Raw genomic sequence first — 13,309 nt, 5'->3', positions numbered from 1 at the left:
ACTTAAGGCGCGTCGGGCTGTAACCCTTTAGATCCGGAGTTCTTGCATGTCTCTTCGTATCGGTGACGTGGCTCCCGACTTTGTCGCGGAGACGACGGTCGGAAAAATCAGCTTCCACGACTGGATAGGCGATTCATGGTGCGTCCTGTTTTCGCACCCCAAGGACTTCACCCCGGTCTGTACCACGGAACTCGGATACATGGCGGGCCTGCAGCCGGAATTCGAAAAACGGAACTGCAAGATCATCGGTCTCAGCGTGGACCCGTCTGACCGTCACCAGGAATGGTCCAAGGACATTGCCGACGTGACCGGCCACGCTCCGAACTACCCGATGATCGGGGATACGGACCTCGCGGTTTCGAAGCTGTACGGGATGCTTCCGGCTGACACCGCCGGTGGTTCCGAGGGGCGGACCCCGATGGACAACGCGACCGTGCGAACGGTTTTCGTGGTTGGCCCCGACAAGCTGATCAAGCTGATGCTGTCCTACCCGATGAGCACCGGTCGCAATTTCGACGAGATCCTTCGGGTCATCGATTCGCTGCAGCTGACGGCCAACTACAAGGTCGCCACTCCGGTCAATTGGCAGAATGGAGAGGACGTCATCATCGTGCCGGCCGTCCCGGACGACGAGGCACGCAAGCAGTTCCCTGAATGGAAGGCACCGAAGCCGTACCTGCGGATCGTGCCGCAGCCGAACTGATCCTTCGAGGTTGAAGGAGAGGCACATCCGGGCTCGCGTACCGCGTTCGGATGTGCCTCTTCGACCTGATTTTGTTGAGGGATGCGCGGGCGTTGGTTCAAGCAGCGGCTGGGCAGAGTTCCACCTACCGGCTCGATACCGCAATCCCGAGCGCACTGACAGTCTGATCGCGCTGAATCACCGACCCAAGCGGGGCCCGTGCCGGGTCGCCGGCACCGTTCCCCATACCTGGCGCCCAGCGAGATACGTCGCTCGTACGGCCCGGTCATCGCCTAACAGCATCAGGGTGAACAGCGTGTCCTCGAGATTCCTGGACAGCACCCGCCGCGCTTCCAGGACGGGGGTTGCCGAGGGGTTCAGGACGACGATGTCCGCCCAGCATCCCGGATCGAGCGTCCCGATCTCGTCCGCCAGCCCGAGGCGCTCCGCGTTCCCGCGCGTCGCCAGATGGAAGAGTTCGTGGGCGGTGAACACGTGGCCGCGCAGCTTGGCGATCTTGTAGGCCTCTGCAAGCGTTTGGAGCATCGAATAACTGGTGCCGCCAGCGACGTCGGTGGCGATGGCGATGGGGACGGGACGGTCCCGGCGGCCGAGGCGTGCCGCGTCGAAGAGCCCCGAGCCGAGAAAGGTGTTCGACGTCGGACAGTGCACGATCGTGGTTCCGGTGGCGGCAAGCCGCGAACATTCGCGCTCCGAGAGGTGGATGCCGTGCGCGTACAGGCTGCGAGGCCCGAGCAGGCCGAAGCGGTCGTAGATGTCGGTGTGGTCGCTGGCCCAGGGGAACAGCTGCTTGACGAGCGTCGTCTCTTCGCTGCTCTCGGCGAGGTGGCCCTGCACGTAGCAGTCGGGATACTTGGCGGCGAGGGCACCGGCCACCCGGAGCTGCTCTTCGGTCGAAGTGACGGCAAACCGCACGGTGATGGCGTATCGGGACCGGGCTCTGCCGTGCCAGCGCTCGATCAGCGCCTCGGTGTCACGGGCACCCGACGCCGGGTCGTCGCGCAGGCTGGCGGGCGCGTTGCGGTCCATCATGGACTTGCCGCAGACGATGAAATGCCGGCGGCGATCGCCTGCGGCGAAAAGCGCTTCGGTGGCAGTCCGGTGCACGCTGGAGAACACGACCGCCGCCGTCGTCCCGTGCTGGGCCAGCCGGTCAAGGAATGCGTCGGCGGCGGCCCGGGCGTGTGCCTTCGATGCGTATCGGGATTCTTCCGGGAAGGTGAAGCGCTCCAGCCAGTCCAGCAGGTCGCCGCCCGGTGCGGCCAGCATCCGGTGCTGGGGAAAATGGATGTGGGCGTCGATGAACCCCGGTAACACCAGCGCGCCTTCGTAGTCGTCCACCGGCAGGCCCAGGTACGCGCGCGGCAGCCGCGCGGCGTGGCCGCGCCAGGCGACACGCCCGCACTCGCCGATAGCGACCGCGCCGCGCCGGTAGTACCTGACGGCCCGCCGGTTTCCTGCGCGGGAAGGATCGTCGCGAAAACTGACCACGCTCCCGAGGATCACCCGTGCCCCGGGAGAAACGCCCGAATTACCTTCCATCAGCGGTCTTGGGACGACACCCGGGCTTGACTCATCCGTGTCGAAAACGGATGGATCAGGGTGCCGGCGAAATTCTCGGTTGGGTGCACATCATGGATCCCGCAACATCCGGAACGGTCATTCTCCCCGAATGGTTCGGGGCAGCCAGAGCGCCAGTTCTGGCCAGAACAACACGATGGCCAAGCCAACGACCTGCAAGGCGATGAACGGCCACATCGCCTGATAGATGTGTCCGAGCTTGATGTTTTCGGGCGCCACGCTCTTGAGATAGAAGGCGGCCGGTCCGAACGGCGGTGTCAGGTAGCTCGTCTGCATGTTCATGCAGAAGAGGATCCCGAACCAGACCGGGCTGTAGCCCAGCGAGGAGACGACCGGCACGAAGATCGGCATGGTCAGCAGGCAAATCCCGATCCAGTCCATGAACAGGCCGAGCACCAGCAGGATGCCCATCATCACGACGACGATGCCGAGCGGCGGAAGCGGGAGGCCGGTGATCAGGTCTTCGACGAACGTGTTGCCGCCGATCAGGTTGTAGGTCCCGATGAGCGCGGTGGCCCCGAAGGTGATCCAGAGCAGCGTGCCGCACGTGTTCATGGTCTGGTAGAGCGCGTCGCGAAGCATTGCCCAGGAGAGCTCGCGCCGCACCCATGCCGAAGCGATGGCGCCAAGGGCGCCCATCCCCGCGGCTTCGCTCACGGAGGCGATGCCGAGATAAATCGAGCCCAGCACCCCGGCGCCCACGCCGATCGGGAGCACGAGCCCGCGCAGCAGCCGCAGCTTCTCCTCGCGCGGCAAGTCCCGCTCTTCGATCGGCGCTGGCGGTCCCAGGGCCGGGTTCAGGTGGCAGCGGACCATGATGTACGACACGTAGAGGGTCGCCAGCAGGAGGCCGGGGACGATCGTCGCGATGAACAACTCACCGATGTCCACGCCCGCGGTGAGTCCGTAGATGATCAGGACGATGCTCGGCGGGATCATGGTGCCGAGCGAACCGCCGGCGCAGATGGTCCCGATCGCGAGGCTGCGGTCGTAGTGCAGGCGCAGCATCTGCGGCAGCGCGACGAGCCCAAGGAGGATGATCTCGCCGCCGATGATGCCGGTCATGGCGGCCATCAAGATGGCGACCGCCATGGTCTGGATGGCAAGGCCGCCGCGAAGTCCGCCGGCCCAGATATGCATGGCCCTATACAGGTCCCGGGCGACGCCGGATCGCTCCAGCACGGATGCCATCAGGATGAACATCGGAACGGCGACGAGGACGAATTCGCGGACGAAGCTGAAAATCCGGCTCTCGATAAGATAGAGGCCGGGCAGCCCGAAATAGCCCAAGGCGAAAGCCAGTGCCACGAAGCCCGTGACAAAGGCCAGCGGCAGCCCCAGTACCAGCAGCACCGCCATCGACCCGACGAGGACGATGGTGGCGAGTTCAATTTCCATAGAGTAGGGAGGTCAGTCGCGCGCGCGGATGGCGCGGGCGAGATGCACGGCGCCCAGCACGAACATGGCGGCGCACGCGATTGCTAGCGACGACTTCACGATCGGCGGCAGCGGCAGGCGCGAGGCTGTTCCCGCCGTCTCCATGATCAGGATCGAGCCCCACGCATCGACGGCGGTCTGTGCACCGAGCAGCCCGACGAAGGTCAGCACGATGACCCCGTTGAGGATGTCGATTCCCCGGCGGACGGCCGGCGGGAGACGGTCGTAGATCAGCGTGACCCGGATGTGGGCCCGGCGCTCCATCGTGTAGAAGCCGCTCATCACGAAACCGACCGCCGCCAGAATCGTGATGACGTCGTGTGCCCACACGGTCGGAGCCCCGAAGCCGTACCGGGCAACCACCTCAAACGCGATGATCACCATGCACGCGAAGAAGAGGTAGCTGAAGATTTCTCCTGCCCGGCGGCAGGTTCTCTCCACGGCCGTGTTACCAGACTTCATCTCGGGGTGGTGCCCGGCGGCTACTTGGCGAGCAGACCGAGTTCCCGCAGGAACGCGATCTGGGCGGTGTAGGCGGCTTCGGCTTCGGGGCTGCGGGTGCTCCAGTCCGCCCAGATCCCGGTCGCGATTTCACGCAGGCGGGACCGTTCCTCCATTGGCCAGTCGATGATCTCGACGCCGTCCGCCTTGGCCGCAGCCACGTCTGCCAGGTCGCGGAGCTCAAGCCGGTACGTGATGTCGCGGCTGAAATCCCAGACGGCCGCTTCCAGGATGGCCTGGACGTCGGGCGCCAGCGCATCCCAGCGTTCCTGATTCACGGCAACGTCGATCACCGGCAGGGAATGGATGCCCGGGTATACGGGGTACTGCGCGATCCGGTGAAAGCCGAGCTGGTGGTTCATCGAGAACGTCGCCCAGTCGGCGGCGTCCACGACGCCGCGTTCGATCGCCGTGAACACTTCGGCCGCGGGTAGGTTGACCGGGGCCGCACCCACCACGCTGAAGATGTCCTGGGCCATGCCTTCCGGAGCCCGGATCTTGATGCCATCCAGGTCGTCCACGCCACGGAGCGGGATCGTGGAAACGAGGGCTTCCTTGCCCGTCGCGGCGCCGCCGATATAGTGCACGCCGTACTCGGCGTAGAGGTCGCGCAGGAGGCCGTCGCCACCGCCGCGCCGCAGGAACAGGAACATCTCCTCCGTGTGGTTGTAGGCGGCAATCAGGTCGCCGAGCAGCGCGAAGGCCGGGTTCTTCCCGGAAAAGTAGACGGGCGCCGTGACCTGACCGTCGAGGATGCCGGTGCCGACGGCATCGAGCGTCTCGCTGTACTGCACCACCGAGCCGACCGGCAGCAGTTCAACCTGCAGCCGGCCGCCGGTAAGCGGACCGATGCTGTCGGTGAACTCCTTCATGATCTGGAATGCGATCTCGCCGGCCTGGGTGGCCGCCTGCATTTTCCACCGCTCGGTCTGCGCATGGGCGGGCGCGGCACCCGCGCCGAGGGCGAGAACGCCCGCCAGCAGCAGGGAGGCGACTCGGTGGCGGGCACGCATCATTGGTCCAGCAGTCCAATCTGCCTGAGGAAGGCGAGGTGGGATTCGTAGATCCGACCGGCCATCTCGCTGCGGGCTCCGTACTCCGCCCAGACCTTCCGGGCCGCTTCCCGGAACGTCCGGCGATCGGCGTCGGACCAGCGGATCAGCTCGATCCCCTTGGCCTCGGCGTCCCGAATGACTTCCGCATCCTGCATGGCGATCGTTTCGACCATGTCGAGCGCGAACGTCCGCACGGCCAGCGTGACGATCCGCTGCAGGTCGTCCGGTAGTTCGTCCCAGCGATCCTGCCGCACCGCCACGTCAGTTATCGGCAGCGAATGGAACCCCGGATACAAGGGGTACGGGGCGATCTGGTGGAATCCGAGTTCGTCGTTCATGCCGATCGATCCCCAATCGGCGGCATCCACAACGCCGCGTTCCAGCGCCGTGTAGACCTCGGCCCCGGGCAGGTTGACCGGCGCGGCCCCGATGGAGGCGAAGATCTCCTGGCTCATGCCTTCCGGAGCCCGGATCTTGACGCCTTGGAAGTCCTCGATGGTGCGGATCGGTGCCTTGGCCGGGATCGACTCCGCCGCCCACGGCACGCCCCCGACGTAGTAGAGGCCGTATTGAGCAAACAGTTCGCGGGCGAGTTCCATGCCACCGCCGTACTCGAGCCACATGAGGATCTGGCGCGGGCTTTCGTAGGCGCCGTTCAGGTCGGCGAGCAGCGCGAACGCTGCATCCTTGCCGGAGAAGTACCCGGTGCCGCCGTTCTGTCCGTCGAGAATTCCCGCACTGACGGCGTCCAGGGTCTCGTGGTAGGCAACCACCGCCCCGACCGACAAGGGTTCGATGATCAGGCGACCGCCGCTCATGGCGGTGACGCGATCACAGAAGCGGACGAACACCTCCTGGTTGATGGTCCCGGCCTGCCAGATCGACTGCACCTTCCACCGGATGGCGATATCGGCTTGCGACGGTTCCGGCTCGGGTGCCTGGGCCAGTTCTTCTTCAGATGGCGGGCTCCGGAGGAGCAGGGCGCCGATCAGGATGCCGGCGCCGACCGCCACTGCGCCGGCAATGAGATAACGGCGGGAACGGTCCATGACGGCGTTCAGCCCGGGATGGTCCCGAGGCTGCCGTGGGTACCCCGGTAGAGGATCTTCGTGTGCACCTCGAGCAGGTGGCGATGCCGGTCGAGCGCCGCCGGATCCAAGTCGCTTGCCGGACGAGGCTCCGGGGCAAAGTGCTGGTAGCGGTCCTGTCCGCGTACCAGCGTCGCCGAGTCCTCGTCGCTGTAGAGCTGGTGGAGGTGGGGCGCGGCATAGCGGATCGCGTAGCCGATCCGCCGGTCGTTGGAAGTGTTGGCCCGTGACCCGTGGATCAGCCGGACGTGATGCAGCGACATTTCGCCCGGTTCCAGCAGGACATCGACGGCAGCGTCGTCGTCGACTTCCGCCTGGACCACCTGCCCGCGCGAAAGCATGTTGCCCTCCGCGTGGGTGTCGGTATGGCCGATCTGCTCCGCATGCGTGCCCGGCACCACGCGCATGCAGCCGCTTGCGACGGTGCTCGGGCTAAGCGCGATCCACGCCGTGCAGACATCCGGCCCCGACAGGCCCCAGTAGGTCGAGTCCTGGTGCCAGGAGACGTAGGCCGGGTCGTTCGCCTCCTTGGTGAAGAAATTGGAAGCCCAGCACAGGACGTCATCGCCGAGAACTTCCGACACCGGGCCGGTGATGCGGGGGTCGCAGACCAGGTCGTACAGCCACGGGTACAACAGGTGCGGCTTGAACTTGAGTCCGCCCTCCAGCTTCCCGCCAGCCGCTGCCTCGGCCGCTTCCAGCCTCTGCCGGAGCTCCGCCGCCTCATCGGCCGGCATCGCACGAACCGGATGGAGCGCGCCATCCCTTTGGTAGGTCTCGACGGCTTCTGGTCCGAGCGTCTCGGCCATGATCGTGTTTCCTCCGAAAGATTCGCGGTGCAGACTACCACGGTCGGTCACCGGACCTGGATCAAGAAGGGATAAACTACCTGCATGAGCACCATCGATCGTGTTGAAGTCCACGTCTTTAACTTCTCGCTTCCCAACCTGGGCGTCGGGAAGGCCCGCGGCCCCGGTGTCGGCAACGTCGTCTTTGAGCAGGGCGCCACGCTGACGCCAACCCGCTTTGCCGTCCGCATCTGCACTGATGACGGTGCCGTCGGATCGTACGTGACGCACTGGGTGGGCACCCGCGCTGCGCTGGGGCAGGCGGAGATGCTGGCGCCGATGCTGATCGGGCGCGATCCCGCCCACCGGGAAGCCCTGCACGACGATATGAAGCGCGAGTTGCGCGCTTATGACCACATGGGACAGGGCCCGCTCGACATTGCCCTCTGGGATCTGGCCGGGCGGCAGCACGGCATGTCGGTGGCAGCGATGCTGGGTGCGTTTCGCGAGCGGCTGCCGACGTATGCGAGCACCTATCACGGGCAGTCGACGCCCGGCGGTCTGGACACGCCGGCCGCGTTTGCCGACTACGCCGCCGCCTGTCAGGAACGCGGCTTCCACGGCTTCAAGATTCACGGCTGGAACGACGGCGACGTCGCGCGTGAATCAGAGAACCTCAGGCAGGTACGGGCACGGATCGGCGATGACATGCCGCTCATGCTGGACGCGGCGTGCGAACTCCGCACGTGGATGGATGCCCTGGCGGTGGGACGCGTGTGCGATGAGGTCGGGTGCTTCTGGTACGAGGATCCCTACCGCGACAGCGGGGTCTCGATCACTGGCCATCGCAGGCTGCGGGAGCGCCTGCAGACGCCGGTGCTGGTGAGCGAGCACATCCGGAGCGTCGAGGAGAAGGCCGAGTTCCTGATCGGGGGCGGGTGCGACATGATCCACGTGGACCCCGAGTACGATCTCGGCATTACCGGGGCAATGAAGATCGTGCACGTCGCCGAGGCCTTCGGGCTTGACGTCCAAGTGCACGCCTGCGGGCCGGCCCACCGGGCGGTATCCGCCACGGCACGCAACACGCATTTCTACGAGATGGCGCTGATCGGCCCGGGAATGGCGAACTGCGTGCCGCCCGTCTACGACGCCGGGTACTCGGACCAGCAGGAGGACCTGCCGGCGGATGGCTGTGTGCCGGTTCCCAAGGGCCCCGGCCTCGGCGTGGAGTACGACTGGGACTTCATTGAGCGCAACCGCACGGACCTCCTCGTCTGGCCGTGATCGGATCGCGTGCCGCGGGCTCCGCGGCGCGACTCGCCCTCTCGATTGCTGGCGCCGGTCTCCTGGCCGGCGCCGTTGCGGCTGCCGAACCTGACACGTCGCTGGACAGCTTCTCGAGGCCGCTGCCTGGCCTCGAGGGCGAGGAACTGGCCCGTTTTGCGCTTGGCCGGGCGCAGTTTCGGACCATCCGGCTCTCGGGCGCGCGCGCGGATGGGAGCGGCGGGCTCGGGCCCGTGTTCAATCGCACGTCTTGCTCGGGCTGCCATGTCCGGAACGGCCGGGGGCGCCCGCCGGAGAGCGACGCGGGGCCATTGACCACCATGGTGATCCGCCTCGGTCCCGGATCGCAGTACGGTAGGCAGCTCAACGACAAGGCCGTGCCGGGCGTGGAGCCCGAAGGGCGGGCGGTGTTCCTGCCGAATCCGGTGGTTCACGTCGAGCTCGACGGCGTGGCGTGGCCTCTGCCCTCGGCCCGTGTCGCCATCCGGAAGCCGGCGCTCGGCCCGCCCGCGCCGCATGTGGAACTCTCGCCGAGGGTGGCCCCGCACGTCGCGGGCACCGGTCTGCTTGAACGCATCCCGGACGCGGCGCTGGCGGCGTTGGCCGATCCCGACGATCGGGATGGCGACGGCATTTCCGGGCGACGCGGTGGAGACGGCAACGGGCGACTCGGCTGGCGGGCGGAACTGCCCGGTATCGAGGCGCAGGTCGCGCGGGCCCTGCACGAGGACATGGGGGTGACCAATGCGCTCCGGCCATCGGCGAACTGTGCCAACGGACACACCGCGTGTTTCGCTCGGTCCGGCGGCGGGATCGAGATCGCAGACAAGGCGTTCCGGGCCCTCGTGTCGTATGTCAGGAATCTGGCGCCGCCGGCACCGCGTGTCTCACCTGCTGCAGACGCCGGCAGCAAGGTCTTCGATGCCATCGGGTGTACAGCCTGTCACGCTGCTGAATGGGAACTCGAGGGGACGCCCGTCCGCATCATTCGTCCCTATACGGATTTGCTCCTGCACGATCTTGGGCCCGGGCTGGCAGACCGAAGGGTCGACGGCAGTCTGGGCAATCGCGAGTGGCGCACCGCGCCCTTGTGGGGAGCCGGTCGGATATTCGCGGTCAACGGCCATCGGCGGCTCCTGCATGACGGGCGGGCACGCGGGTTCGTTGAAGCCATCCTCTGGCATGGGGGGGAGGCGGCTCCCGCCCGCGACCGGTTCCGCGGGCTCGAGGCTGCCGACCGGGCGGCACTGCTGGCGTTCCTGGCTTCGCTGTAGGGCGCTATCCGGAGCGGGCACGATCGAGTCGGTGCCAGCCATCTATGCGGGTGGACTCCTCGAACCCAACGTGGACTGACCCGCACGCGTCGGTGGCGGCCGAAATTCCGTGCCGAAGGAGCGCGACCGTGTTGCGAGGCCGATAGGAGGCCTATAAGATCGATATCGTGCATTCAAATTGCATGATGTCGACTTCATTGTGGCCGAATCATATATCACCCGTACTATCGAGCCGGTCCTGAAGAGAGCCGCTGCCGAGTTTCCTGCTGTCGCCGTCACTGGTCCGCGGCAGTCTGGCAAGACAACGCTCTTGCAACGGCTGTTCGGCGAGTCGCACCGGTACGTCTCCTTGGAGCCGCCAGACGTTCGCGCAGCGGCCACAGCCGATCCCCGTGCGTTTCTGGAAATGTTCAGACCCCCTGTCATCTTCGACGAGGCGCAATACGCGCCAAGTCTGTTCCCCTACATAAAGGAGAAGATCGATGCGGATCGACAGCATGCCGGGCGGTACCTGCTGACGGGCTCGCAGAACCTGTCATTGGCGGAGGACATCAATGAGTCGCTGGCAGGCCGCATCGCCATGCTGTGCTTGCTGCCGCTTTCCCGACGCGAGGCGGAAGGACGACCGAACCTCCTTCTGCCGTGGGAAGCACAGCATCCGCCGACTCCGGCTAGACGTTTTGCTTACGACGAGCTCTGGAGGGCGTTCCTGAGAGGAGGGTTTCCCGAGCTCTGCGCCCAGCCGGAGCGCGATGTCGCGCTGTGGCACGGGAGCTACATCCAGACTTATCTGGAGCGGGACGTTCGTGCGCTTCGGCAGATTGGCGACCTCACGGGATTCCGTAGCTTCCTGCAAGTCCTGGCGGCCCGAAGCGGTCAATTGCTGAATCTCACCGGCATCGCGCGCGATCTGGGTCTGGCCGTCAACACGATCAAGGCTTGGATTTCCGTGCTGGAGGCGACCTACCAGGTGTTTGTGCTTCGCCCGTACCATGCCAATGTCGGGAAACGACTCGTCAAGACAGCGAAGGTCTATTTCATGGACACCGGAACGCTCTGCCATCTTGCGGGCCTCCGGGATGCTGGACACGCCGCGTCCGGTCCAATGGGGGGCGCGATCATGGAGACAGCGGTACTGTCGGAGATCGTGAAGGCGTTGACTCACAGGGGGATGGCACCGCAAGTATTCTTTTGGCGAACCTCGGCGGGAACCGAGGTCGATTTCGTCGTGTTAGGTGCGGGGAAGCTGGTGCCCATCGAGGTCAAGCTCTCCGCCACCCCGCGGCCCGGCATGGCGGCCTCGATACGGACGATGCGAGGGGATTTTGGCGATCAGGCCATGGCCGGCTACGTGGTTCATCCGGGCGACGTGCAGTTGCCGTTGGGGCCGGGCGTGACCGCCCACCCGTTCGCAGACCTATGATGACCGTGGCCCGTTCCCGCGAGAGCGGGCGACGCCAATTGGAACGATGCCCGCGTCGACCGACCGCAGGCCCGTCCGGATGCGGTCGCGACGTCGTCTCGCGATCCCCAGGGCCTGACTGCCTGGAGGCTTCGCGAAGGCCGGCGTCGTCGAGTGCAGGTCCTCTGCGCGGCGCCGGGCCGCCCGCTCGTGTGGTCCAGGCCTGCGCGGCCGGTGACTCGGAATGATGCAGCCCGTTTCTGACTCACCTTCGGCCGAGACCGCCGTCGGTCGCCCCGGCGGCGTCCTGTCCGGTCGCTTGCGTGTACCCGGCGACAAGTCCATTTCCCACCGCGCCTTCCTGATCTCGGCCCTTGCGGTCGGCGAGTCGCACGCCGACGGCTGCCTCGAATCGGACGATGTGCTGGCCACGCAGGCGTGCCTCCGCGCCCTGGGTGTGGAGATCCGGCGAACCGCTCCGGGTGCCTACCGGATTCACGGACGTGGGATCCACGGACTGGCGCCGCCCGACGGCGTTCTCGATTGCGGCAACAGCGGCACGGCCGCCCGCCTACTGGCTGGTGTCCTTGCCGGGCACACCTTCCCCGCTGTGCTTTCCGGCGATGCCTCGCTGCGGAGCCGGCCCATGCAGCGGGTGATCGGCCCGCTCGTGGCCATGGGTGCCGAGTTCGTCACTTCCCGGGACGGCAGGCTGCCGATGACCATCACCGGGACCGACGAACTGCTGCCGCTCGATTGGAGCAGCGCGGTGCCGTCCGCGCAGGTGAAGACGTGCGTGCTGCTCGCCGGGTTGCATGCGAGCGGTACCACCACTGTGGTGGAACCCCGCCCAAGCCGGGATCACGGCGAGCGCATGCTGCGCGGGTTCGGCGCCGCCGTGTCTACGGCCGCGGTTGATGGCGGCCTGGCCGTGTCGGTGGAGGGCAACGCGCCGCTGCGCCCGACGGCGATCGCCGTGCCCGGAGACGTGTCGTCGGCGGCCTTTCCGATTGTGGCCGCGCTGCTTGCCGACGGCTCGGAGGTGGAACTCGAGAGAGTCGGCACCAATCCGACCCGGACCGGCGTTCTGGATGCGCTCCGTGCGATGGGGGCCGACATCGACGAGGAGCCCGTTGCCGGCGCTGGAGCCGAACCGATGGCCAACCTCCGCGTGCGCGGCCGCGCCGGTGGTTTGCGGGCAGTGGATCTCGGGCCCGAATACGCGCCTCGAACCATTGACGAGTACCCCGCGCTGGCGATGGCCGCCGCCTGTGCTGACGGCGTAAGCCGGTTCCGCGGTGTCGGCGAGCTCCGGGTCAAGGAAAGCGACCGGCTCGAGGCGCTTCGTTCCGGCCTTGTTGCTGCAGGGGTTGCCGCGCGGGTCGAGGATGACGACCTGCTGATCGAGGGCACGCCGCGTCCCCGCGGCGGCGTGCGGATCGAGTCTGCGCTGGATCACCGGATTGCCATGGCGTTCCTGATCCTGGGAACGGCCTGCGCAGAACCCATCGAAGTGGGTGGGGCGGGCACGATCCGTACCAGCTGGCCGGGTTTCAGCGCGGCCATGCGTCGCCTTGGCGCCGCGATCGACACCGGGACGGCTGCACCGTGATCATCGCGGTTGACGGGCCGGCGGCAGTCGGCACCGGCACGCTGGCCCGGGGACTGGCGGAACGGTTCAACCTGGCCCATCTCGACAGCGGGCTCCTGTACCGGGCCGTCGCCGCCCGCCTGATCGCAACTGGCGGCGACGGCTCCGATCCGGTCGGCGCCGAGGAGGCGGCGCAGGCCGTCACGATGCAGGACCTGACCGAGCCTGATCTGCGGAGTGAACGCGTGGGCCGGGTCGCCTCGATGGTGGCCGTGCACCCGGGCGTGCGGGGCTCGCTGCTGGAGCGCCAGCGGAACTTTGCGCGTCGTCCGCCCGGCGGGGCGGACGGTGCCGTGCTCGACGGACGGGACATCGGAACCGTGGTACTGCCCGACGCCGACGTGAAGATTTTTCTGGCCGGATCGGCCGAAGTCCGGTTAGCTCGGCGCGTCAAGGAGTTGCGGGCCCGTGGAGAGCCGTTTATACAAGCCCGTGTTGAGCAGGACATGCGAGAGCGTGACCAGCGCGACCGGTCTCGCGCGGCAGCACCGCTTGCGGCCGCTACCGACGCGCATGTGATCGATACCACAGAACTTGACGCC

General features: G+C 66.8%; 12 protein-coding genes. 6 read left to right on the top strand and 6 right to left on the bottom strand.

What is annotated here, in order from left to right; all coding sequences use genetic code 11:
• Nucleotides 1-46: 46 nt before the first annotated feature.
• Nucleotides 47-703: a peroxiredoxin gene (locus tag OXH60_06155; protein MDE0711700.1), complete on the top strand. Its 657-nt coding sequence runs from the start codon at nucleotides 47-49 to the stop codon at nucleotides 701-703.
• Between the two features lie 177 nt (nucleotides 704-880).
• Here the strand turns inward: OXH60_06155 and guaD are convergent, their stop codons facing one another.
• From guaD to OXH60_06125, 6 genes are all read right to left on the bottom strand, one after another.
• A complete protein-coding gene (gene guaD, locus OXH60_06150) occupies nucleotides 881-2,245 on the bottom strand; it encodes a guanine deaminase (protein MDE0711699.1) in 1,365 nt (454 codons plus the stop codon).
• 117 nt (nucleotides 2,246-2,362) lie between these two features.
• Nucleotides 2,363-3,682 carry a TRAP transporter large permease subunit gene (locus tag OXH60_06145; protein MDE0711698.1) on the bottom strand — a complete coding sequence of 440 codons (1,320 nt, stop codon included), beginning with the start codon at nucleotides 3,680-3,682 and terminating at the stop codon, nucleotides 2,363-2,365.
• Nucleotides 3,683-3,694: 12 nt separating this feature from the next.
• Complete coding sequence (locus OXH60_06140; protein ID MDE0711697.1) at nucleotides 3,695-4,183, bottom strand: TRAP transporter small permease; 489 nt, start codon at nucleotides 4,181-4,183, stop codon at nucleotides 3,695-3,697.
• Nucleotides 4,184-4,203: 20 nt separating this feature from the next.
• On the bottom strand, nucleotides 4,204-5,238 hold the full coding sequence (locus OXH60_06135; protein MDE0711696.1) for a TRAP transporter substrate-binding protein: 1,035 nt from the start codon (nucleotides 5,236-5,238) through the stop codon (nucleotides 4,204-4,206).
• Nucleotides 5,235-6,326, bottom strand: a complete 1,092-nt coding sequence (locus tag OXH60_06130; GenBank protein ID MDE0711695.1) for a TRAP transporter substrate-binding protein — start codon at nucleotides 6,324-6,326, stop codon at nucleotides 5,235-5,237. Before OXH60_06130 ends, OXH60_06135 begins: the two co-directional genes overlap by 4 nt.
• Nucleotides 6,327-6,334: 8 nt before the next feature.
• A complete protein-coding gene (locus tag OXH60_06125; protein ID MDE0711694.1) occupies nucleotides 6,335-7,174 on the bottom strand; it encodes a phytanoyl-CoA dioxygenase family protein in 840 nt (279 codons plus the stop codon).
• 84 nt (nucleotides 7,175-7,258) lie between these two features.
• On the opposite strand from OXH60_06125, the gene OXH60_06120 reads away from it, so the two are divergent.
• From OXH60_06120 to OXH60_06100, 5 genes are all read left to right on the top strand, one after another.
• Nucleotides 7,259-8,440 (top strand): hypothetical protein, encoded by a 1,182-nt coding sequence (locus tag OXH60_06120; protein ID MDE0711693.1) that lies wholly within the window; start codon nucleotides 7,259-7,261, stop codon nucleotides 8,438-8,440.
• Entirely contained in the window at nucleotides 8,437-9,714 is a 1,278-nt protein-coding gene (locus OXH60_06115) for a hypothetical protein (protein MDE0711692.1), read from the top strand. The genes OXH60_06120 and OXH60_06115 overlap by 4 nt, the downstream gene beginning before the upstream one ends.
• Before the next feature lie 199 nt (nucleotides 9,715-9,913).
• Entirely contained in the window at nucleotides 9,914-11,137 is a 1,224-nt protein-coding gene (locus OXH60_06110) for an ATP-binding protein (GenBank protein ID MDE0711691.1), read from the top strand.
• A 226-nt stretch (nucleotides 11,138-11,363) separates the two neighbouring features.
• Complete coding sequence (gene aroA / locus OXH60_06105; protein ID MDE0711690.1) at nucleotides 11,364-12,728, top strand: 3-phosphoshikimate 1-carboxyvinyltransferase; 1,365 nt, start codon at nucleotides 11,364-11,366, stop codon at nucleotides 12,726-12,728.
• A partial coding sequence (locus OXH60_06100; GenBank protein ID MDE0711689.1) for a (d)CMP kinase occupies nucleotides 12,725-13,309 on the top strand: 585 nt, incomplete at its 3' end. The genes aroA and OXH60_06100, both read left to right, overlap by 4 nt.

Source organism: Rhodospirillales bacterium, from assembly GCA_028824295.1.
In the GTDB taxonomy this organism is placed as follows: Bacteria; Pseudomonadota; Alphaproteobacteria; order TMED109; family TMED109; genus VXPW01.
Note: the sequence above shows the minus strand (reverse complement) of the source record. Positions and strands in the feature narration are given on the sequence as shown.